Annotated in this window: 20 protein-coding genes and 5 tRNA genes; 3 read left to right on the forward strand and 22 right to left on the reverse strand. The window is 39.1% G+C overall.

The genetic code is table 11. The annotated features are described in order from the left end of the window. Positions 1–30: 30 nt before the first annotated feature. The 17 genes from rpoC to rpsU form a co-directional block, all read right to left on the reverse strand. Positions 31–4,317 (reverse strand): DNA-directed RNA polymerase subunit beta', encoded by a 4,287-nt coding sequence (rpoC, locus tag GM920_RS10885; RefSeq protein ID WP_182956979.1) that lies wholly within the window; start codon positions 4,315–4,317, stop codon positions 31–33. 87 nt (positions 4,318–4,404) lie between these two features. Continuing rightward, positions 4,405–8,208 carry a DNA-directed RNA polymerase subunit beta gene (rpoB, locus tag GM920_RS10890; RefSeq protein WP_062550288.1) on the reverse strand — a complete coding sequence of 1,268 codons (3,804 nt, stop codon included), beginning with the start codon at positions 8,206–8,208 and terminating at the stop codon, positions 4,405–4,407. A gap of 154 nt (positions 8,209–8,362) precedes the next feature. Next, positions 8,363–8,734: a 50S ribosomal protein L7/L12 gene (gene rplL, locus GM920_RS10895; RefSeq protein ID WP_182956980.1), complete on the reverse strand. Its 372-nt coding sequence runs from the start codon at positions 8,732–8,734 to the stop codon at positions 8,363–8,365. Between the two features lie 65 nt (positions 8,735–8,799). Next, a complete protein-coding gene (rplJ, locus tag GM920_RS10900) occupies positions 8,800–9,321 on the reverse strand; it encodes a 50S ribosomal protein L10 (RefSeq protein ID WP_182956983.1) in 522 nt (173 codons plus the stop codon). Positions 9,322–9,323: 2 nt separating this feature from the next. Continuing rightward, entirely contained in the window at positions 9,324–10,022 is a 699-nt protein-coding gene (rplA, locus tag GM920_RS10905; protein ID WP_062551168.1) for a 50S ribosomal protein L1, read from the reverse strand. Positions 10,023–10,045: 23 nt separating this feature from the next. Beyond that, positions 10,046–10,489: a 50S ribosomal protein L11 gene (rplK, locus tag GM920_RS10910; RefSeq protein WP_037443979.1), complete on the reverse strand. Its 444-nt coding sequence runs from the start codon at positions 10,487–10,489 to the stop codon at positions 10,046–10,048. Between the two features lie 76 nt (positions 10,490–10,565). Next, on the reverse strand, positions 10,566–11,108 hold the full coding sequence (gene nusG / locus GM920_RS10915) for a transcription termination/antitermination protein NusG (protein WP_062550291.1): 543 nt from the start codon (positions 11,106–11,108) through the stop codon (positions 10,566–10,568). A 9-nt stretch (positions 11,109–11,117) separates the two neighbouring features. Then, the gene (gene secE / locus GM920_RS10920) at positions 11,118–11,315 is read right to left on the reverse strand and encodes a preprotein translocase subunit SecE (protein WP_062550292.1); all 198 of its coding nucleotides are present in this window, start codon (positions 11,313–11,315) and stop codon (positions 11,118–11,120) included. Between the two features lie 13 nt (positions 11,316–11,328). Then, a tRNA-Trp gene (locus GM920_RS10925) sits at positions 11,329–11,399 on the reverse strand. A 119-nt stretch (positions 11,400–11,518) separates the two neighbouring features. Next, positions 11,519–12,706, reverse strand: coding sequence for an elongation factor Tu (gene tuf, locus GM920_RS10930; RefSeq protein WP_182956986.1), 1,188 nt, complete (start codon positions 12,704–12,706; stop codon positions 11,519–11,521). Positions 12,707–12,830: 124 nt separating this feature from the next. Then, positions 12,831–12,902 (reverse strand) — tRNA-Thr (locus tag GM920_RS10935). 102 nt (positions 12,903–13,004) lie between these two features. Beyond that, a tRNA-Gly gene (locus GM920_RS10940) sits at positions 13,005–13,077 on the reverse strand. Between the two features lie 10 nt (positions 13,078–13,087). Next, a tRNA-Tyr gene (locus GM920_RS10945) sits at positions 13,088–13,170 on the reverse strand. A 43-nt stretch (positions 13,171–13,213) separates the two neighbouring features. Continuing rightward, a tRNA-Thr gene (locus tag GM920_RS10950) sits at positions 13,214–13,286 on the reverse strand. A 206-nt stretch (positions 13,287–13,492) separates the two neighbouring features. Then, positions 13,493–13,840: a ribosome hibernation-promoting factor, HPF/YfiA family gene (hpf, locus tag GM920_RS10955; protein WP_182956989.1), complete on the reverse strand. Its 348-nt coding sequence runs from the start codon at positions 13,838–13,840 to the stop codon at positions 13,493–13,495. Between the two features lie 14 nt (positions 13,841–13,854). After that, positions 13,855–14,739 carry a tyrosine-type recombinase/integrase gene (locus GM920_RS10960; RefSeq protein ID WP_182956992.1) on the reverse strand — a complete coding sequence of 295 codons (885 nt, stop codon included), beginning with the start codon at positions 14,737–14,739 and terminating at the stop codon, positions 13,855–13,857. 139 nt (positions 14,740–14,878) lie between these two features. Then, entirely contained in the window at positions 14,879–15,073 is a 195-nt protein-coding gene (gene rpsU, locus GM920_RS10965; RefSeq protein WP_062551169.1) for a 30S ribosomal protein S21, read from the reverse strand. Between the two features lie 140 nt (positions 15,074–15,213). Here rpsU and GM920_RS10970 point away from each other — a divergent pair, with 140 nt between their 5' ends. Then, positions 15,214–15,585 carry a hypothetical protein gene (locus GM920_RS10970; RefSeq protein ID WP_182956995.1) on the forward strand — a complete coding sequence of 124 codons (372 nt, stop codon included), beginning with the start codon at positions 15,214–15,216 and terminating at the stop codon, positions 15,583–15,585. 92 nt (positions 15,586–15,677) lie between these two features. Here the strand turns inward: GM920_RS10970 and GM920_RS10975 are convergent, their stop codons facing one another. Continuing rightward, on the reverse strand, positions 15,678–16,850 hold the full coding sequence (locus GM920_RS10975) for an acyl-CoA dehydrogenase family protein (RefSeq protein ID WP_182956997.1): 1,173 nt from the start codon (positions 16,848–16,850) through the stop codon (positions 15,678–15,680). A gap of 199 nt (positions 16,851–17,049) precedes the next feature. Here GM920_RS10975 and GM920_RS10980 point away from each other — a divergent pair, with 199 nt between their 5' ends. Then, positions 17,050–18,105, forward strand: coding sequence for an ATP-binding protein (locus GM920_RS10980; RefSeq protein WP_182956999.1), 1,056 nt, complete (start codon positions 17,050–17,052; stop codon positions 18,103–18,105). On the opposite strand, the gene GM920_RS10985 is transcribed toward GM920_RS10980, so the two are convergent. The 3 genes from GM920_RS10985 to GM920_RS10995 form a co-directional block, all read right to left on the reverse strand. After that, positions 18,092–18,835, reverse strand: a complete 744-nt coding sequence (locus GM920_RS10985) for a LuxR C-terminal-related transcriptional regulator (protein WP_235964500.1) — start codon at positions 18,833–18,835, stop codon at positions 18,092–18,094. The genes GM920_RS10980 and GM920_RS10985 overlap by 14 nt on opposite strands. Before the next feature lie 367 nt (positions 18,836–19,202). Next, positions 19,203–19,730, reverse strand: a complete 528-nt coding sequence (locus GM920_RS10990) for an adenine phosphoribosyltransferase (protein WP_182957001.1) — start codon at positions 19,728–19,730, stop codon at positions 19,203–19,205. A gap of 3 nt (positions 19,731–19,733) precedes the next feature. After that, complete coding sequence (locus tag GM920_RS10995; RefSeq protein ID WP_182957003.1) at positions 19,734–20,720, reverse strand: ComEA family DNA-binding protein; 987 nt, start codon at positions 20,718–20,720, stop codon at positions 19,734–19,736. A 12-nt stretch (positions 20,721–20,732) separates the two neighbouring features. Here GM920_RS10995 and GM920_RS11000 point away from each other — a divergent pair, with 12 nt between their 5' ends. Continuing rightward, positions 20,733–22,484, forward strand: coding sequence for a lysophospholipid acyltransferase family protein (locus GM920_RS11000; RefSeq protein WP_182957005.1), 1,752 nt, complete (start codon positions 20,733–20,735; stop codon positions 22,482–22,484). A 67-nt stretch (positions 22,485–22,551) separates the two neighbouring features. Here the strand turns inward: GM920_RS11000 and GM920_RS23610 are convergent, their stop codons facing one another. Then, complete coding sequence (locus GM920_RS23610; protein ID WP_235964501.1) at positions 22,552–22,758, reverse strand: hypothetical protein; 207 nt, start codon at positions 22,756–22,758, stop codon at positions 22,552–22,554. Between the last annotated feature and the right edge of the window lie 249 nt (positions 22,759–23,007).

Here is a 23,007-nt window from a genome sequence, read left to right on the forward strand (position 1 = left end):
AAGGGGGACTTTTCAAAAGATATTTAAATATTAAGCATCTACTTCTTCTTGTTTCGAAGCTAATAATTTATCGTATTCTTCTTGAGAACCTACAATGATACGCTCATATCCACGTACACCTGTACCTGAAGGAATTAAGTGTCCAACAATTACGTTTTCTTTTAATCCAAGCATGTTATCACGTTTACCAGCAATTGCTGCCTCGTTTAACACTTTTGTAGTTTCCTGGAAGGATGCTGCAGAGATGAACGATTTCGTTCCTAATGAAGCACGTGTGATACCTTGCAACATTGAACTCGCAGTTGCAGGTCTTGCATCACGAACTTCAATTTGTCTCAAATCTTTACGTTTTAATTGAGAATTTTCATCTCTTAATTTACGTAGAGAAAGGATTTGTCCTGGTTTCACTGTGTTCGAATCACCAGCTTCTACAACAACTTTCTTGTCATAAATCTCGTCATTCTCAATCATGAAGTCCCAACGATCTGCAAGATTATTCTCTAAGAAAGTGGTATCTCCTGGATCTTCAATGTGAACTTTTTGCATCATCTGGTGTACAATCACCTCAAAGTGTTTATCATTGATTTTCACACCTTGTAAACGGTAAACCTCTTGGATACCATTCACTAGATATTCTTGTACAGCAGCAGGGCCTTTAATCGCTAAGATATCCGCTGGAGAGATAGAACCATCTGATAGAGGCATACCCGCTTTCACAAAGTCATTATCCTGAACCAGGATGTGTTTAGACAATGGAACCAGGTATTTTTTAACTTCTCCGTCTTTAGATTCGATCGTCATTTCGCGGTTACCACGTTTAACGCCTCCTAAGGTTACCACACCATCAATCTCTGTTACTACAGCAGGGTTTGAAGGGTTACGTGCTTCGAAAAGCTCCGTTACACGTGGTAAACCACCCGTGATATCTCTTGTCTTACCAGTTGCACGAGGAATCTTAACCAAGATCTGACCAGTTTTAACTGCGTCACCTTCATCGATAGCGATGTGGGCTCCAACAGGGATGTTATATCCTCTGATCAATTCACCTTTTTTATCCACAACCCGTACAGAAGGGTTTTTAGTTTTATCACGTGTATCGATAATTACTTTCTCACGGTGACCAGTTTGCTCATCTGACTCTTCACGGAAGGTTACACCTTCAACAATTGCATCAAATTCGATTTTACCAGCGAACTCAGAGATAATTACCGCATTGTATGGATCCCATGAACAAATCTTATCACCTTTAGTGATTTTAGCGCCATCCTCAACATATAAGAATGAACCGTAAGGAATGTTATTGGTCATGATCACTTTGTTTGTACCAGGCTCAACAATTTTGAACTCACCTGAACGACCTAAAACAATTTGTTTTACGCCATCTTCAGTATCGTTCTCTACTGTACGAACATTTTCAAACTCAATGATACCATCAAATTTAGCATTGATTTGAGATTCTGCAGCGATGTTCGATGCAGTACCCCCAACGTGGAACGTACGAAGTGTTAACTGTGTACCCGGCTCACCGATTGACTGTGCAGCAATTACACCGACAGCTTCCCCTTTTTGAACACGTTTACCAGTTGCTAAGTTACGACCGTAACAAAGCGCACAAACGCCGCGTTTATTTTCGCAGGTTAATACCGAACGAATTTCAACACCTTCTAATGGTGATTCTTCAATTGCTTTTGCAATATCTTCATCAATATCCATTCCGGCTCCAACTAACAATTCACCATTCAAAGGATTGAATACATCGTGTAGAGAGATACGACCTAATAATCTGTCATATAATGGCTCAACAATATCTTCATTATCTTTCAATGCAGTAGTGTACATACCTCTTAAAGTACCACAATCTTCTGCATTAACGATCATATCCTGTGCTACATCATGTAAACGACGTGTCAAGTAACCCGCATCCGCCGTTTTTAACGCCGTATCCGCAAGACCTTTACGCGCACCGTGAGTAGAGATAAAGTATTCTAATACCGATAGACCTTCCTTAAAGTTAGATAGAATCGGATTTTCAATAATCTCACCACCTGAACCTGATTTCTGAGGCTTAGCCATCAAACCACGCATACCGCATAGCTGACGAATCTGCTCTTTCGAACCACGGGCTCCAGAGTCCAACATCATGTAAACTGAGTTGAAACCTTGGTTATCGCTCGATAACTGTGTCATCACGAATGATGTTAAACGGTTATTGATACGAGTCCAGATATCGATAATTTGGTTGTAACGCTCGTTGTTGGTAATGAATCCCATGTTATAGTTATTCCTTACTTCTTCAACTTCTGCAGAAGCTTGCTCCAATAAAGCTTGTTTCTCCACAGGAATGTTTACATCTTGTAAATTAAATGATAAACCTCCTCTGAATGCCATTTGGAAACCTAATTCTTTGATATCATCTAAGAATCTTGCAGCACGTGACATACCGGTAACTTTCACTACGTGACCAATGATATCTCTAAGAGATTTCTTAGTCAATAGTTCATTGATGTAACCAACTTCTGCCGGAACCATTTGATTAAATAGTACACGACCTACCGTTGTTTCCAACAATTTATTAACGATTGAACCATCTTCTAATTTCACATTTACCTTAACCTTGATAAACGCGTGAAGGTCAATTCTTTTCTCATTGTAAGCAATGATTACTTCTTCAGGAGAATAGAATGAAAAATCTTGACCGTTAACTACACGTTTCTCATCTGTTCTACGGCCTTTAGTAATGTAGTAAAGACCCAAAACCATATCCTGTGAAGGTACAGTAATTGGCGTTCCGTTTGCAGGGTTTAGAATGTTGTGTGCAGCAAGCATTAATACTTGTGCTTCTAAGATTGCGGCGTGTCCTAATGGTAAGTGTACTGCCATCTGGTCACCGTCAAAATCCGCGTTAAATGCGGTACATACTAATGGGTGTAATTGGATCGCTTTACCTTCCACCAATTTAGGTTGGAAAGACTGGATACCCAATCTGTGTAGCGTTGGTGCACGATTCAGTAATACCGGGTGACCTTTTAAAACATTCTCCAGAATATCCCAAACTAATGGATCTTTTCTGTCTACAATTTTCTTTGCAGATTTTACTGTCTTAACGATACCTCTTTCTATCATCTTGCGAATGATAAACGGTTTGAATAGCTCAGCAGCCATATCTTTAGGTAAACCGCATTCATGTAATTTAAGGTTTGGACCTACAACAATTACCGAACGAGCAGAATAATCCACACGTTTACCTAATAAATTCTGACGGAAACGACCTTGTTTACCTTTCAGGATGTCTGAAAGAGATTTTAGAGCACGGTTACCCTCAGTTTTAACAGCATTTACTTTACGCGAGTTATCAAATAATGAATCTACCGCTTCCTGTAACATACGTTTTTCGTTACGTAAAATTACTTCTGGCGCTTTGATCTCGATTAAACGTTTCAAACGATTGTTACGGATAATCACACGACGGTATAGATCATTTAAATCTGAAGTCGCGAAACGACCACCTTCAAGAGGTACTAACGGACGCAATTCCGGTGGAATAACTGGAACAATCTTGATGATCATCCACTCTGGGTTATTCTCAATACGGGTTCTTGCACCACGGAAAGCTTCCACTACCTGTAAACGTTTCAAAGCTTCGTTTTTACGTTGCTGAGAAGTTTCGTTTGCAGCCTGGTGGCGTAAGTTATAAGATAAAGTATCTAAGTCAATACGTTTCAATAAATCCTCTAATGCTTCAGCACCCATTTTGGCGATGAATTTATTAGGGTCTTTATCATCTAAATATTGGTTTTCTTTTGGCAACTTATCAAGAATATCTAGATATTCCTCTTCAGTTAAGAAATCCATGTATTGAATACCTTCTTCTGCCATGAAACCAGCTTGAATTACTACATAACGCTCGTAGTAAATGATCAAATCTAATCTCTTTGTAGGCAATCCTAACAGGTATCCAATTTTATTTGGTAAAGAGCGGAAATACCAGATATGCGCAACAGGAACCACCAAATTGATGTGCCCCATACGCTCTCTACGTACTTTCTTTTCCGTAACCTCCACACCACAACGGTCACACACAATACCCTTATAACGGATACGTTTGTATTTACCGCAATGACATTCGTAATCTTTTACCGGACCGAAAATACGCTCGCAGAACAAACCATCACGCTCAGGTTTGTAAGTACGGTAATTTATCGTCTCAGGTTTTAACACCTCCCCACTAGAGCGCTCTAAAATAGCCTCCGGCGATGCCAAACTAATGGTGATCGAGGTGAAATTGCTTTTTAATTTATTATCCTTTTTGTAAGACATAGCTCTTTTGTTTGAATTTGAAAATTTAAAAAGCCGGAACAGACTTCAGCTTAACTGCGGTCCGTTCCAGCATTAAAAAATTCAACATTAGTCTAACGTAATATCTAAACCTAATCCGCGTAACTCATGTACCAATACATTGAATGATTCTGGTACACCTGGCGTAGGAAGGTTTTCGCCTTTTACAATCGCCTCATAAGTTTTGGCCCTACCGATCACATCATCTGACTTAACAGTTAAGATCTCTTGTAGGATATTAGCCGCACCGAATGCCTCTAATGCCCAAACCTCCATCTCACCAAAACGCTGACCCCCGAATTGAGCTTTACCACCCAATGGTTGTTGTGTAATTAATGAATATGGTCCGATTGAACGAGCGTGCATCTTATCATCAACCATGTGTCCTAATTTCAACATGTAGATAATACCTACAGTTGTTGGTTGGTCAAATTTCTCACCCGTTAAACCGTTATGTAAGTAAGTTCTACCTGAAGCAGGTACACCAGCTTTAGCAATCCAGTCTTCTACCTCGTCATGTTTAGCACCATCAAAGATTGGAGTAGCAAATTTCACACCCAATTCTTTACCGGCCCATGCCAATACAGTTTCATAGATCTGGCCCAAGTTCATACGTGAAGGTACACCCAGTGGGTTCAACACGATATCAACAGGTGTTCCATCTTCCAAGAATGGCATATCTTCATCACGAACGATACGGGCTACAATACCCTTATTACCGTGACGACCAGCCATCTTATCACCTACTTTTAATTTACGTTTTTTAGCTACATAAACCTTAGCCATTTGTACAATACCTGATGGCAATTCATCACCAACACTGATGGCGAATTTATCACGTTTGTAAGCACCTAATTCTTCGTTCACACGAATACCATAGTTGTGCAATAGCAATTTAATCTGGTCATTTTTCTCCTCATCAGTAGTCCATTTGTATGGATTGATGTGAGCATACTCCAGATCAGCAAGACTTTTCTGCGTAAATTTAGCGCCTTTAGGGAATAATAATTCCTTGTAAACATTGAATACACCCTGAGATGTTTTACCGTTTACAATCTGGAACAATTTATCTACAAGCTCATTTTTCAGATTAGTAGTTGCAAGGTCATATCTCTTATCTAATTTCTCTATCGCTGCTTTTTCTTCAGCTTTAGTAGTTTTCTTAGCTCTAGAGAATAACTTAGTGTCAATTACCACACCTTTAATCGATGGTGGAGTTTTCAAGGATGCATCTTTCACATCACCTGCTTTATCACCAAAGATCGCACGTAGTAATTTCTCTTCCGGCGAAGGATCAGATTCTCCTTTAGGAGTGATCTTACCAATCAGGATGTCTCCTTCTTTCACTTCAGCACCTACACGGATGATACCGTTTTCATCTAAATCTTTAGTAGCTTCTTCAGAAACGTTAGGGATATCTGGTGTTAATTCCTCTTCTCCACGTTTTGTATCACGTACTTCTAATTCAAACTCTTCGATGTGTAATGAAGTAAAGATATCTTCACGAACAATACGCTCGCTAATTACGATCGCATCCTCAAAGTTGTATCCTTGCCAAGGCATGAAAGCAACTTTTAAGTTTCTTCCCAATGCCAATTCACCATTTTCAGTAGCATAACCTTCACATAGTACTTGTCCTTTTACTACTTTCTGACCTTTCTTAACGATTGGTTTCAAGTTGATACAAGTATTCTGATTGGTTTTCTTGAATTTGATTAATTTATATGTTTTGCTATCACCTTCGAATGAAACCAAACGATCTGCATCGTTTCTTACATACTTAATGGTGATCTCATTTGAATCCACATATTCTACTACACCTTCACCTTCAGCATTGATCAGTGTTCTTGAATCGCGGGCTACGCGACCTTCTAAACCTGTACCAACAATTGGTGCTTCAGGACGTAACAATGGTACCGCCTGACGTTGCATGTTGGATCCCATCAAGGCCCTGTTCGCATCATCATGCTCAAGGAACGGAATCAACGAAGCAGCGATCGATGTAATCTGATTAGGTGCCACGTCCATTAAGTCTAATTTCTCAGGCTCAATAACCGGGAAGTCACCCTCATAACGTGCTTTAACACGTGCAGTGGTGAAATTACCTTGATCATCATAAGCAGCATTCGCTTGTGCAATAGTTTTACCATCTTCATCTTCTGCAGACAGGTAAATCACATCCTCATCTACCTGAACAATTCCGTCTTTAACTTTTTTGTATGGAGTTTCAATGAAACCTAAGTTATTGATCTTCGCGTGAACGCAAAGAGAAGAGATCAAACCAATGTTTGGACCCTCCGGAGTTTCAATCGTACAAAGACGACCGTAGTGAGTATAGTGAACGTCACGTACCTCGAAACCGGCACGTTCACGTGAAAGACCACCTGGACCTAAAGCGGAAAGACGACGCTTGTGCGTAATCTCTGCCAGAGGATTGGTCTGGTCCATGAACTGCGACAACTGGTTGGTACCAAAGAATGAATTAATTACCGACGATAAAGTACGGGCATTAATCAAGTCTGTTGGTGTAAACACCTCGTTATCACGAATGTTCATACGCTCACGAATGGTACGAGCCATACGCGCTAAACCAACACCAAATTGAGCGTATAATTGCTCACCTACTGTACGAACACGACGATTCGACAAGTGATCAATATCATCCACCTCTTCTTTAGAGTTGATCAGTTTGATCAGGTATTTAACAATCGCAATAATATCTGCTTTTGTCAATACTTTAACGTGATCAGGAGTATCCATTTTCAACTTACGGTTGATGCGGTATCTACCTACATCTCCTAAGTCATAACGTTTATCCGAGAAGAACAAACGCTCAATGATACCTCTTGCAGTTTCCTCATCAGGTGGTTCTGCATTACGCAAAGCACGGTAGATGTTTTCAACAGCCTCTTTTTCAGAGTTTGAAGTATCTTTTTGTAATGTATTATAGATAATGGTATAATCAGCTTGGCTGGCACCATCATCTTTAGATAAGATGATCGTTTTAACACCTGCATCAATGATCATATCAATGTGCTCATCTTCTAAAACAGTATCTCTGTCTAAGATTACTTCGTTACGATCAATGGAAACTACCTCACCGGTATCTTCATCCACAAAATCTTCAACCCATTTTCTTAGCACTCTTGCTGCAAGTTTACGTCCGATGTATTTCTTTAAACCTGACTTGCTAACTTTTACTTCATCAGCAAGATCAAATAGTTCAAGAATGTCTTTATCAGAATCGTAACCGATAGCACGCAATAACGTAGTTACCGGGAATTTTTTCTTACGGTCGATGTAAGCATACATAACGTTATTTACGTCAGTAGCAAACTCGATCCATGAACCTTTGAAAGGAATCACACGCGCAGAATAAAGCTTAGTACCATTTGTGTGACGGCTTTGACCGAAGAACACACCTGGCGACCTGTGTAATTGCGAAACAATTACGCGCTCTGCACCGTTGATTACGAAGGTACCTTTAGGGGTCATATATGGAATGGTTCCCAGGTACACATCTTGAATGATGGTTTCAAAATCTTCGTGTTCTGCATCATTACAAGAAAGTTTCAGCTTCGCTTTTAATGGAACACTATACGTTAACCCACGGTCAATACACTCAGGTATATCATAACGCGGTGGATCAATAAAATAATCTAGGAATTCTAAAACAAAGATGTTTCTAGAATCTGTGATTGGGAAGTTTTCAGCAAACACCTTAAATAAACCTTCTGTGTGACGGTTATCTGAAGTGGTCTCGATCTGAAAAAATTCTCTGAATGATTGCAACTGTACATCTAGAAAATCCGGGTAATCTATGATGTGCTTACTACGTGCAAAATTTACTCTTTGGTCGACTTTATTTGCCAATGGACTAAAGTTAATTTAGTTTAAGAATAAACTATTTGTTTGGTTTGCCGTTAAACGTTTTCACCAGCCAAACAAGATGAAATGTTTATAAACAGGTATAGACTCCGACTATACAGTCGGAGTCTATGTTTAAAGTTATATTAAAATTAAGTGATTACTTAATTTCAACTACAGCTCCAGCTTCTTCTAATTGTTTTTTCAAAGCTTCAGCTTCGTCTTTAGAAACACCAGCTTTTAATTCTTTTGGTGCGCCATCAACTAAATCTTTAGCTTCTTTCAAACCTAGACCAGTTAAGTCTTTTACCAATTTCACAACTGCTAATTTCTGACCACCAGCTTCTTTTAAGATAACATCAAAAGTTGATTTTTCTTCAGCTGCAGGAGCAGCATCACCAGCAGGTGCAGCAACAACTGCAGCAGCAGCTGGTTCGATACCATACTCGTCTTTTAAGATTTGAGCTAATTCGTTAACTTCTTTAACTGTTAAGTTTACCAATTGCTCAGCAAACGCTTTTAAATCTGCCATATTTATAGATTTTAAAAAATTTTACGTAAAATAATAATTTATAATTTGAACTTATAAGGTGTTCCTTAACCTTCTCTCTCTTGAAGAGTTTTAACAATTCCTGCAATTTTGTTACCGCTTGACTGTAAAGCTGAAACCACATTCTTAGCTGGTGATTGTAATAATCCAATGATGTCTCCAATAAGCTCTTCTCTTGATTTCAAGCTCACTAAAGTATCTAATTGGTTATCACCAACGAATACTGTTGAATCGATATAAGCTGCTTTAAGTTGTGGTTTATCAGATCCTTTTCTCAAGGCTTTGATCAGCTTAGCTGGACCGTTACCTACTGTAGAGAATAATAATGCTGATTGACCTTTAAGTGCAACATAGATCTCAGATGCATCGCCTTCTAATCCTTCGATCGCTTTTTTGATCAAAGTATTTTTAGCTACCTGCATTTCAATCCCGCTTTCAAAACATTTGCGACGGATGTTGTTTACTTTCTCAACAGATAAGCTTGATGTATCGGCAATATAAAAGTTACCGAATTCCTGCATCTTCTCTAGAAGTGCTGAAACTACTACGTGTTTTTCTTCTCTGTTCATAATTAAATCCCCGCTACTGATTTAGTTTCGATTGCAATTCCAGGACTCATTGTAGAAGAAACATGAATGCTCTTAAAATAAGTTCCTTTTGCAGCAGATGGTTTTAGCTTAGAAATTACTTGAAGTACTTCTAATGCGTTTTCATATATTTTTTCTGCTGGGAATGATACTTTTCCTATTGAAGCGTGTATAATACCACTTTTGTCAACTTTAAAATCAATCTTTCCGCCTTTTACATCAGTTACTGCTTTACCAACTTCGTTAGTTACAGTACCTGACTTAGGGTTTGGCATAAGGTTACGTGGACCTAAAACGCGGCCCAGTTTACCTACTTTTGCCATACAAGCAGGAGTAGTGATAATAATGTCAACATCAGTCCATCCACCTTCAATCTTGGCTACATATTCGTCTAAACCTACAAAATCTGCACCTGCCGCTTTAGCCTCTTCTTCCTTATCAGGATTACAAAGAACTAATACACGTACAGTTTTACCTGTACCGTGTGGTAAAGTAGCAATACCACGTACCATTTGATTGGCTTTACGTGGATCTACTCCTAAAGCTACATCGATATCAACCGATGCATCAAATTTAGTAGTAGTGATATCTTTTACCAAAGCAGCCGCATCCTGTAAAGAATACGTTTTACCAGATTCTAGTTTAGCATGTGCCTTTTTTTGATTTTTTGTTAATTTAGCCACTGTTGTAAACTGTTTTTTGTTAATTAATTTGTCCAAGGTGCATCACCACTAACGGTGATTCCCATACTGCGTGCTGTACCTGCAACCATACTCATTGCAGATTCGATAGTGAAAGCATTTAAATCAGTCATTTTATCTTCAGCAATTGACTTAACCTGATCCCAAGTCACCGAACCAACTTTCTTACGGTTGGGCTCAGCAGAACCACTCGCTAATTTAGTAGCATCCTTTAATTGGATAGCCACAGGAGGGGTTTTGATGATAAATTCGAAAGACTTGTCAGCATAAACAGTAATTACAACTGGTAATACTTTACCTGGCTTATCTTGGGTACGAGCATTGAATTGCTTGCAAAACTCCATAATGTTCACCCCCTTAGCACCTAAAGCAGGTCCTACTGGTGGTGATGGATTTGCAGCTCCACCCTTGATTTGTAACTTAACAAGTGCACTGACTTCTTTTGCCATTTTCTGTTTTGTTAATTTTAATACTCAATGTTAAAATGTTGGAAGCAAGTAACATTTAAGATCTTATATAATATTTCTATTCTTTTTCTACCTGCATATAGTTAAGCTCCAGTGGAGTTTTTCTTCCGAAAATCTTAACCATTACTTTCAGTTTTTTCTTCTCTTCGTTCACCTCTTCGATCACGCCGGTAAAACCATTAAATGGTCCATCCATTACTTTTACGTTCTCTCCAACATAATAAGTTACATTCATGGTTTCACCTTGCTGGCTCATCTCATCAACTTTACCTAAAATGCGATTAACCTCTGCTTGACGCATAGGCACCGGGTTTCCGCCTTTATCTCCTAGAAAACCAATTACACTATTAACATTTTTAATAATGTGCTCTAGCTCTCCGTCCAAATTCGCTTCAATCAAAACATATCCAGGATAGAAGTTACGCTCTTTCGCAATCTTTTTTCCTTCTTTCATTTGATAGTATTTCTCCATTGGGATTAATACCTGAGGAACAAGGTGAGAAAAACCTAAACGGCTAATTTCAGAATCGATATACTGTTTTACCTTCTTCTCTTTACCGCTTACCGCCCTAACTACGTACCATTTCAACTGATCGTCCATTTAGCTATATTAATTAGAAAGTGATTTATAAAAAGTATCTAAAACAAAAGTAGATCCCTTATCCATTGCAAAAACGACTAATGCAATGATAAACGAAGCTACTAGAACCAGCACTGCAGAATTTTGCAATTCTCCCCATGTAGGCCAAGTAACCTTCTGGGTCATTTCTTCATACGATTCTTTAATAAACTGAACTACTTTAGCCATAATCTTTTATTAGCACGGGAACAAGGATTCGAACCCTGATCAAAGGTTTTGGAGACCTCTATTCTACCGTTGAACTATTCCCGTGTATATTATGCTTTATCTCTTCAACCAAGATTTAGCAGCTTTATTAGAAACAAAGTAGTGGGTTTTTAAAGCCCAACTACTTTGCTTTATTTGGTTATTTAATGCCTATTGGCTTTAAATTACTTTACAATTTCAGTTACCTGACCAGCACCTACTGTTCTACCACCCTCACGGATTGCGAAACGTAGACCTTTTTCCATTGCGATTGCGTTGATCAATTTAACATTGATAGTAACGTTATCACCTGGCATTACCATTTCAGTTCCTTCAACTAAGGTGATTTCACCTGTAACGTCTGTGGTACGGAAATAGAATTGTGGACGGTATTTGTTAAAGAATGGAGTGTGACGTCCACCTTCAGCTTTTGATAATACATAGATCTCAGCTTTGAAATCAGTGTGAGGAGTTACTGAACCTGGTTTACAGATTACCATACCACGACGGATATCAGTTTTCTCAATACCACGTAACAATAGACCTACGTTATCACCTGCTTCACCATAATCAAGGATCTTACGGAACATCTCAACACCTGTTACAGTTGATTTAAGATTTTCAGCACCCATACCTAAGATCTCAACTGGATCTCCAGAGTTGATTACACCACGCTCAATACGACCAGTTGCTACAGTACCACGACCAGTGATCGAGAATACATCTTCAACAGGCATTAAGAATGGAAGGTCAGTTAAACGTGGAGGGATTGGAATGTAGCTATCTACAGCATCCATTAATTCCATGATTTTAGCAACCCAAGTAGGATCTCCGTTCAAACCACCAAGAGCTGAACCTTGAATTACAGGGATATCATCACCAGGGAATTCATAGAAAGATAACAATTCACGAACTTCCATCTCTACTAATTCTAGTAATTCAGGATCGTCAACCATATCCACTTTATTCATGAATACTACCAATGAAGGAACACCAACCTGACGAGCCAATAGAATGTGCTCACGAGTTTGTGGCATTGGACCATCTGTAGCAGCTACAACGATGATAGCTCCATCCATTTGCGCAGCACCAGTAACCATGTTCTTTACATAATCCGCGTGACCTGGACAGTCAACGTGTGCATAGTGACGGTTAGCTGTTGAATACTCAACGTGTGCTGTATTGATAGTGATACCTCTTTCTTTTTCCTCTGGAGCAGAGTCAATAGAATCAAATGAACGCGCCTCAGATAAACCAGCATCAGATAACACTTTAGTGATAGCTGCTGTTAAGGTTGTTTTACCGTGGTCAACGTGACCGATTGTGCCGATGTTTAAGTGCGGCTTGCTGCGGTCAAACTTTTCTTTTGCCATGTTTTTATACTTATTAGTAGGTTATAACTTTTTTATTTATTAATTGTTTTGATACAAATTCAACACAAAAAACCTTGTTCAACTGCTATAAACGACAGATTCAACAAAGCTTGTTTTTATCTTGAGCCAAAGATGGGACTTGAACCCACGACCTCTTCCTTACCAAGGAAGTGCTCTACCGCTGAGCTACTTCGGCTTTTAATCTCAGCTTCAATCTAAATTAAATTAAGTAGTTCAATTTTGATATTCGAATTGAACTACTCAATTCCTTGCCGATTCTCCAGCTTTTCCAATTTTGAGCGAAAGACGAGGTTCGAACTCGCGACCTATAGCTTGGAAGGCTATCGCTCTACCAACTGAGCTACTTTCGCTTTTTTATTGTGGGGGGAGAAGGATTCGAACCTTCGAAGTCTTGCGACAACAGAGTTACAGTCTGTCCCATTTGGCCACTCTGGTATCCCCCCCTACCTTTAACTTGCCAACACTTTGCAGTATCGAAGTTAAAAGAGCCTCCTATCGGGATCGAACCAATGACCTACTGATTACAAGTCAGTTGCTCTACCAGCTGAGCTAAGGAGGCTAATATGATCATTGCAATGGTATGCCCAATGATTTTTTAAATTTTAATCTTTCACAGAACTAATCCGAATCTTTTAAGAGAAACGCCCTCTCTGATTGGGATTGCAAATGTACACCAATTTTAATATGATCCAAAATTATTTTAAAAAAAAAATGGCAGGACTTGATCCTGCCACCCTTTTTATTAAAAACCTTCAAAATATCAGCCTAATAATCAGATACTTCGTCAGCATTTAAAATTGCTTTATGTTCACTTAATTTTTCTCTTGTTTTATCTTTGTGTTTAGTGATTTGCTTTCTTAACGACTCAATTGCCAAATCTGTGGCCTCCTCAAAAGATTTACATTGTTCCTTTGCGAACATCGTAACTCCCGGAACGATCAGTTTGATCTCACTTATTTTGTTTGCTTCATCCTCTACATTTTCTAATTTCAAATAAACCTCCCCACTAATAATCTGGTCGAAGTACTGGTCTAACTTATCTGTTTTCTTCTGAATGAACTCCAATAATTTCTGGTCTGCATTGAAATGGATCGATTGAACTGTAATTTTCATTGTTTCCTCCTTTTTTATGCCTTTGGATGGGCTTGTTTATATATTGATTTTAATCTCTCTATAGAGTTATGTGTATACACCTGGGTAGCCGCTAGACTGGCATGCCCCAATAACTCTTTTATTGCATTCAAATCTGCCCCCCTGTTTAAAAGGCTTGTTGCATATGAATGACGCAAAACATGGGGGCTTTTTTTATCCTGTGTGGATATAAATGTCAAATAACTGGTCACGATCCTATAAATGAGTTTAGGATAAGCTGCTGCTCCTTTATCTGTAACGAATAAGGGACCCATTTTGTTATGAAAATTTTGTAATGTTTTTATATCAAGGTAAGCTTTCAGCTGATCTGCAAGGAGTTTGCTGATGGGAATAATTCTTTCCTTATTTCTTTTCCCCATCACCCGGATTGTAGACCCATAAAAATCAATGCTTTCCGCAGTCAGCGAAAGTAATTCGGCCAAACGCATACCTGTTCCAAACAAAGTTTCAATGACCACTTTATCACGAATTGAAGGGAAAGTCTCGCTAAAAAATTCGCCGGAATCTAATAAAACATCCAACTTTTGATCTTCTATGAATACAGGTAGTCTTTGGGGGATTTTTGGCGCCCTCAGCAGCGTCATTGGACTGGTGCTGATCAAACCTTCACGCAACTGATATTTATAGAAGCTACGAAGCGTAGAAAGCTTCCTTCCTATAGTACGCTCGGAAACTTCCGCTTCCATCAAAGCCACCATGTAGCTTCTAACCTGCGCATGGCCGGCTTCCAGTAGTGACAGTTCAAAAGACTGGTTCAGAAAATCACTAAACTGCAAGAGGTCCGTTTGATAAGACTTCAGGGTATGTGGAGAATAACGTTTCTCGTGCTGGAGATATAGGAGGAATTGCGCAATAACCATAGGGCATACTATTTGTAAAACACGATAAGTGAATATACAAAAGATCCCTCGTGAAACGGTCAGAAATTTCACATTTAAAATAAAAAAGCGCTATTGGGTTCACCCATAGCGCTTTAATATCATAGAAACTTTTTAGAAACTATACAGTTCCTTCAAGTTGCATGTTCTGCTTGTAAATAGCATGTTTAACTAACGTACGACGAGCTACAGATTTTTTCTCATAAGCTTGGCGGCTACGCAATTCTCTTAACACACCTGTTTTTTCAAATTTCTTTTTGAAACGTTTCAAGGCTTTATCTAGTGATTCGCCGTCTTTAATATTAATGATAATCATAACGTAATATACCCCCTCTCGTTGTTTTTAGGATTGCAAAGATAGAGCTTTGTTTTGAGAATCAAAACAATAAGTGTATTTTTATTTAAAACAAAGCCCAACTTAATTTGTCTATGATTTAATACTTACACAATCGACCTATGAAATCAAAAAAAACGCTTTTCATCGTCCTCGGCATCGTTCTGCTGATCCTGGTTAGCTTCGTCTACTTCCGCTTCTACTTTGTACTTGGAGAAGGTGTAAAGGCAGGAGAACTCAACTATGTCGTTAAAAAAGGTTATTTGTTTAAAACCTATGAAGGGAAATTAATCCAAACCGGAATAAAGTCCAAACAAACCGGAAACATCCAGTCCAATGAATTTGAGTTTTCTGTGGAAAATGCTGCAGTAGCAGAGAAGATGATGCTGAACAGCGGAAAAGTATTTGAACTACGTTACAAAGAGTACATGGGAGCCTTGCCTTGGAGAGGCTATAGTAACTATGTGGTCTACGAAATTATCTCCATCCAATAAGAATAAAAAATACGGCGACCATCACAGTCGCCGTATCCGTTCTTGGTTATATTTGGTTAGAATATGCTTGTTGTATTTAGTAAGGTATTAAATTAATCTTTTAAAAGTTCTCTTGCGATCACTATTTTTTGTATTTCGGAAGTCCCTTCCCCAATCGTACACAATTTACTATCCCTGTAAAACTTCTCTACCGGAAAATCCTTTGTGTATCCATATCCGCCAAAAATCTGTACGGATTCTGTGGCACAACGCACAGACACTTCAGAAGCAAAATATTTTGCCATAGCTGATTCCTTCGTCATTGGTAACCCACGATTCTTTAAATCAGCAGCCTGTCTGATCAATAGCTCTGCAGCCTCAATCTCTGTGGCCATATCTGCCAGTTTAAAACTGATGCCCTGAAAACTAGCAATAGGTTGTCCAAACTGATGACGTTCTTTTGCATAAGCAACAGCCGCTTCATAAGCCCCTTTAGCAATCCCTAAAGACAATGCAGCAATAGAGATCCTACCGCCATCCAAGACTTTCATCGCTTGTTTAAACCCTTCGCCTACCTTACCCAGTAAGTTTTCTTTAGGTACACGGCAATTGTCGAAAATCATTTCTGTTGTTTCTGAAGCACGCATCCCCAGTTTATTCTCCTTTTTACCGGCTGAGAAACCAGGTGTACCACGTTCTACAACAATTGCTGAAATTCCCTTTGAATCCCCTTTATCGCCAGTACGAACCATGACTACTGCGACATCGCCACTTTTACCATGAGTAATCCAGTTTTTAGCGCCATTAATGACATACTCATCCCCTTCTAATCTTGCAGTGGTCATCATTCCTAAAGCATCAGAACCGGTATTCGCTTCTGTTAGCCCCCAAGCTCCGATCCATTCCGCTGTAGCCAGTTTAGGTAGCCATTTATGTTTTTGTTCTTCTGTACCAAAAGCTAAAATATGTCCCGTACATAAAGAATTGTGTGCCGCTACGGATAAGCCGATAGAACCACAAACTTTGGCCACCTCCACAATCACATCTACATACTCCTGATAGCCGAAACCGGAGCCTCCATAAATTTCTGGAACCAATACCCCCATCAACCCCAGTCCGCCGAGCTTCTTAAAAACCTCTACAGGGAAATGTTGTGCTTCATCCCATTCCATTACGTGTGGACGAATATTTTTCTCAGCAAAATCTTTTACCATCTTCCTGATCATCTCCTGATTTTCTGAAATACTAAAGTTGTAGCCTACAGGACTATCCATCGTTTCTAACATATCTTATTGTTTGAATTTGAGCAATTATAAGGAATAAAAACTATAGCAACCACAGTTAAAAATTCGCTTCTAGATAGAACGAAACGGTATTTAGTTCATTAACCGTACCCCTTCATTTTTAACGAAAGCAATGGAACCCAATAGTAGTTTGTATTTTTTTTTAATTTAGTTTTGAAAAGACCATTAATTCAGTGCAATCATGAGATTTATTACCCGAAAAGACCTATTTCAACAATTAAAAAATGACCTGATTGGGAAGGATGCTTACCGGGGAGTAACCCTCACCTACTCCTGGATGGCCAATCAGTTTGGCCACTTTTCTCTGGGCTTTATTCCCACCTTTATCTTATACACTTTTTTAAGCACCAAAACTGAGCTATCCAGACCCGAAATCTGGGCTCCCGCGATCATCTGGGGATGCTGGATTCTATTTGAATTGTACAATTTCCTCGGCCCCCTGCTTTTTAATGTCAATTCTAAAAAACAAGACCTTCAAAATGAAGACTATATCTTTCACCCGGAATGGGGAAACATTACTTTTGATACCCTGACTGATCTTTGCTTTTTTGGATTAGGTGCATTCTCCTGTAGCTTACTCTGTACCTATAGTCTGCCGGCAATGGTCATTTTCCTAATCCTTTCTGTGTTGGTTATTTACCCATCGTATTACTGGTACGCTACAAAAATGCACCTTCAAAATGCAGGATATCCCTTTCAAATCCGACTGAGCCAATGGAAATTCAAAATTCAGGACCAGGATAAAGCCATCATTACAGATTTTGTCAAAAATCCCCAAAGCGGGAAACATTTGTTATTGTTCGGTTCTAAAGGAAGCGGAAAGACGTCTCTATCAGTAGCCATTGCGACCGAATTATCGATCAAGAACAACCGTTGCAGTTATGTAACCGCTACGAAACTCTTGTCTATGTTTTTTGAAAAGGCAGAGCGGGTGGGACTTTCCCCGGGATCCTGGGCATGGCATGACTCTTCCTTATTGATTATAGATGACATCAATCCTGGCGGTCAGATTAAAAAAGACATCCTTCGCGCGCCCTTATTTTATGAATTATTGGATAATCCAGAATATGGTCCCTTCAACAAAGAATACTTAAGAAAGATGAACACCATATGGGTGATGGGAAATGAAGAAGCGCCCGAGCAATTGGAGGAACGCTGGGAAAATTTATTTAAACAGATTGGTATTGATGAATCAAATGTTCTGCGTGTAAACCTTGACCCGGTTATGGTAAAATAGAATTGTCGTAAGCGAAGCTCACAAGGTGAGTTAGACTTTTTACATTGAAACGCTTATATAAAGGAATGATCCTTTTTTCTATCGCAGAATGTGAAACCTTAAGGTCCCGGGCAATCTCCTTAAAAGAATAACCCTTTGCCACCAACTCCAAAGCTTCCCTTTCCTTATTGGAAATGGCCAGATAGCTGAACAAAATTTTGTTCAACTCCTCTTCGAATTTCTCCTTTTCCGGTCCATAAGCAGCATAACGCATTACTTTACCGAAAATAAGACTTCTGTTGACTTGAAAACGACCAATGATTGCGGTGATTTTTCCATTTTCAGAACTATATACACCCACTCTGGCAAAAATAGGTACCGCTGTCCCATCCTTATGGATTTTCTTTAATTCTATGCTGAAACTGTATTTTTCAAGGTCTTTACTCTTTTGATGAATAAACTGGAGTGCCTTATCATTAAGTTCATGAGAAAAGGGAGCGAACTCTGGTGCCGACATGTTCACAATGGCCAGCATATTAATTTCGTTGTCTTTATAACCCAGGATCTCTTCCCATCCACCGGCATAAATCATGCGGTGCTCTTTAAAAGAGTAGATGTAAATCGCCTCATCAGGAAACCTCGGCAAAGTCCGGGCGTAAAAAATAGCCGTTTCACTTTCCAAATCTGTCGGAACATCTGTGATAAATGTTTTAGAATAATCCCCAAAGTTCTCGCTCGACTGCATTTTCATTGAAATATTTTCTTTTTTACAAAAGATAAAACGTAGAACTGCGTATTTTCTCAGTTGACATTCCCCTTATCTGGGAGTAATTTTACGGCAAAATAAATACATAAACAAAAATCTATCCCAAGAATATAGAAAACATATCAATTATCTATATAAACAATACACCATGTATCTCAAAAACATCAACAACAAATCATATGTTACCCGATATTCCATTGTCGTATTAAAGACCATTGCCATTGTGTTATTTATCTTTTGCTTTTACCAAGCCTGCAAAATCACCAGTTAGTATATAACTCCCCCCTTTTATATTTATGAATGCGCAATCCTAACCGGTTTAGGATTGCATTCATACCCTGCGCTGAAAAACTTAATAACCTGCCAGGGAATACACATTAGCCTCATAGGAGGTTAAACGGTCTTTTCCATTTAAAAAATCAAGGCTAATGATAAAGGAATAAGCGGCTACTGTTGCGCCCAACTGCATCACCAGCTTTGAAGCAGCAACTACGGTACCGCCCGTAGCCAGCAAATCATCATGAATCAAGACCTTTTGTCCTGGAAATAAAGCATCCTCATGAACTTCAATTGTTGCCGTCCCATATTCTAGTGCATAAGACTCTTTTATCGTCTTATAAGGTAGCTTACCCGCTTTACGAATAGGAATAAAAGGCACGTTTAACAATTGTGCCAATCCAGGACCGAATAAAAAGCCCCTGCTTTCAATACCTGCCACCACGTCAATTTTCTCATCGGCCAACTGTGCAGCTAAAGATTTCAAGATCTCCTGACATAAATCAGGGTCTTTTAAAATCGGCGTAATGTCTTTAAACACAATTCCAGGTTTTGGGAAATCATTTACATCTCTAACTGTCTTTTTAATTTTCTCTGCTATCATTTTTTAAAAAATAAGATAAGGCGCTAATTTCTCTATTAACTCAGGGGTCATGATAACCACTTTATTTAAGTCCGCAATATTACTATAATTTCCGTGTTGTTTTCTATAGGCAATTAAGGCATTGATCTGTTTGTACCGCAGATAAGGATGACGTTTAAAATCAGCAGCCGTAGCCGTGTTGATATTGATCTTTCTCAACTGAGTAGCATCCAGGGATATCTGACCTTTGATTTCCAAATATTTCAAACTATCGATACCGAATACCTCCATCAACTGTTCCTTTCTATAAAAACCACCTATCTTTTCCCGATAAGCGACAATCCGCTTTGCAAACACCGCTCCGATCCCATGAATCCGGTCTAACGCTAAAGTATCAGCTGTATTTAGTGCCACCATGACGATTTCCTTTGGCTTAAAACTTGGTTTAGAGCGATCCGACCGGTAGGCAACCTCTTTTTTTTCCTTACCCGGCTCCTGAATTTGAACATAAGGTTCCAGCTGACGGTATAAGTCTGGGCGAATCGTATACATCTTTTTCAAATCTGAGGGCTGACGAAATACACCACCTTTAGAACGATAGTTTAAAATCGCTGCTGCCTGCTTTTCGGATAAGCCTAGCTTTTGCCAACCTTCCTGACCCAGAACATTCGGATCAAAATAAAATAAGGAAGATTTTCTTTTTCCTGATGCCGGAGGATAAGACCGACGGTTTTCATAACTCCTTTTCAAGGTATCCGGCGCTTTGGCCAGCTCCATTTTTAGCAATGCCTGCTCTTCCGCTGCTGTTGGCGCCTTTAAAGGAACCAAGGCCCGGTAGAACGGGGGAAATACCGCAACCAAACTGATCAGTGTAATTAATACCAATAGCCCATTAAACTCCGTTTTGGAAAACTCAAAGTAGTTATTTCGCCATTTTCTGATCACCTGCACAATGTAGGTACTGTTATTTAAAAATATAAATCTTATTTTTGAAATTGCTTTATTATTCACACAAAAAATTAGATGAAGATCATAACCACCAAAGAGTTTGCAGAGGCCACAAAAATAGATAAGCTGGGCGTGCCTGGCCTGGCAGCCTTGCTTATGGAGATGATGAAACTGAATGACATCAACAAGGTTTTTTCCCAGAACAAACATTATAACGGATTAGAATTTGTTGACAAGATATTAGAGACCATTGGCGTTACGATAGACTTTGATGAAGATGACCTGAAAAGTATTCCTAAAACCGGAGGCTTTATCGCCATCGCCAATCATCCTTATGGTGGTATTGAAGGTTTAGCACTCGTAAAACTGTTATGTACAGTCAGACCAGAAGCTAAGGTAATGGTGAACTTTATTCTTAAAAAGATCCCGAACCTGAGTGAGTTCTTTGTTGCCGTAAACCCATTCGAAAACGTACAACATACTTCCAGCATCAGCGGCTTGAAAGCCACCTTTGATTTATTGCAAAGTGGAACGCCAATTGGCATCTTCCCCGCCGGCGAGGTATCTACCTTTAGTCTGGACAAACAGGAAATTACCGATCGCCTCTGGCATCCGGTAGTAGGTAAATTAATTGCCCGTGCAAAAGTTCCTGTTGTACCCATTTATTTCCATGGCAACAATGGTGTCCTGTTTAACATTTTAAGTTTCATTCACCCGACTTTAAGAACTGCCAAACTTCCTTCAGAATTCCTGAACAAGCAAGGCCTTAAAATAAAAGTAAGAATAGGAAAACCGATCAATATCCAAGACATTTCTTACAGAAACAATACCAATAAACTACTTGATTTCTTACGTGCACGTACCTATGCTTTGGGGACTGGTCTGGAAGAAGAGAAAAAACTATTCAATCCGATCAACCTTTTCAAAATCAAAAAGAAACCGGAGCCGGTAATTGAGGAAACCGATCGTTCCCTGATTGTATCAGAGATTGAGGAACTGGAAACCTTCCGGGTATGGCAGGAGAAAAACTATGAAGTTTACATCACACCAACCTCAAGTATTCCAAATATCCTGAGAGAGATCGGCCGCTTACGCGAGATCACTTTCAGAGAAGTTGGCGAAGGAACAAATAAAAAGATCGACCTGGACAACTACGACATCTACTATCACCACTTGTTTATCTGGGATAAAGAAAAGGAAAACATTGTGGGTGCATACCGCATTGGTAAAGGCGATGAGATTTTGGATACCATGGGCAGAAGAGGATTTTACCTTTCTGAACTTTTCAAAATCAAAGAACCTTTTTACCCAATCCTTAGAAAAGGAATAGAACTTGGCCGTTCCTGGATCCGCAAGGAATACCAGATGAAACCATTGCCGCTATTCCTATTGTGGAAAGGGATTTTAAAATACTTATTGGACAATCCACAATATCGTTATATGTTCGGTCCGGTAAGTATCAGTAATAACTTCTCTAAGTTCTCCAAATCACTGATTGTGGATTACATTACGAAGAACCACTTTGATTACGAACTGGCGGCTTTTGTGAAGCCTAAGAACAAGTTTAAAGCAGACTTATCTGCCATTGACAAAAACCTGTTGGTGGAAAGCAGTGAGTCTTTAAAAGACCTGGATAGTTTGATCTCAGATATTGAGAATACGCACATCAAGATTCCGGTGTTGTTAAGACAATACATGAACCTGAATGCGAAAATCATCTGTTTCAATATTGACCCTAAATTCTCCGACTGCCTGGATGGATTCCTCCTGGTAGATATGCAGAACATTCCTGCAGAAATGTTGGAGAAGGTTGGCAAGAACTTCTAAATAAACAAAAGCCCCGATAGATCTATCGGGGCTTTTGTTTATTTACCTATTGTTAAAAATATCTTTTTTATTCAGCCCTTAATTTACGGATCTCTTCGAGAGCCTGCACGTCAAGTTGATCTTTTGGACGATTGACAACTTTTTTATTTTCTATCAACTGGTTGATGTGAAGAAATGGAATATTCACGGCTTCAATATCGGCAATAGAAGCCATCTGTAAGCACTCATCAAATGTATAGCCTTCAAAACCTTTCATGTCTACTAAAATATCCAATCTTAAGCCATTATTAAGATGAAATTCAGTCCAACCAGTCACGAACTGCATATAATCTACCCACCTACCATAATATATTTAACATCACATTCCTGAAGTGCTCTCCAAAAATTTAATATTTCTTCATCAAAAACATCCACTAAGTTACTTGCTAATAAATGGTTTGTGGGAAATCGTTGCTTTGCTCATCGTTTGATGAATTTTGAACAAACGTGTGGCCATTTCAAAGCGTTATTTGTAGCTTCTCTT

Origin of the sequence: Pedobacter gandavensis (genome assembly GCF_014172405.1) — a bacterium.
Lineage (GTDB): Bacteria > Bacteroidota > Bacteroidia > Sphingobacteriales > Sphingobacteriaceae > Pedobacter > Pedobacter gandavensis.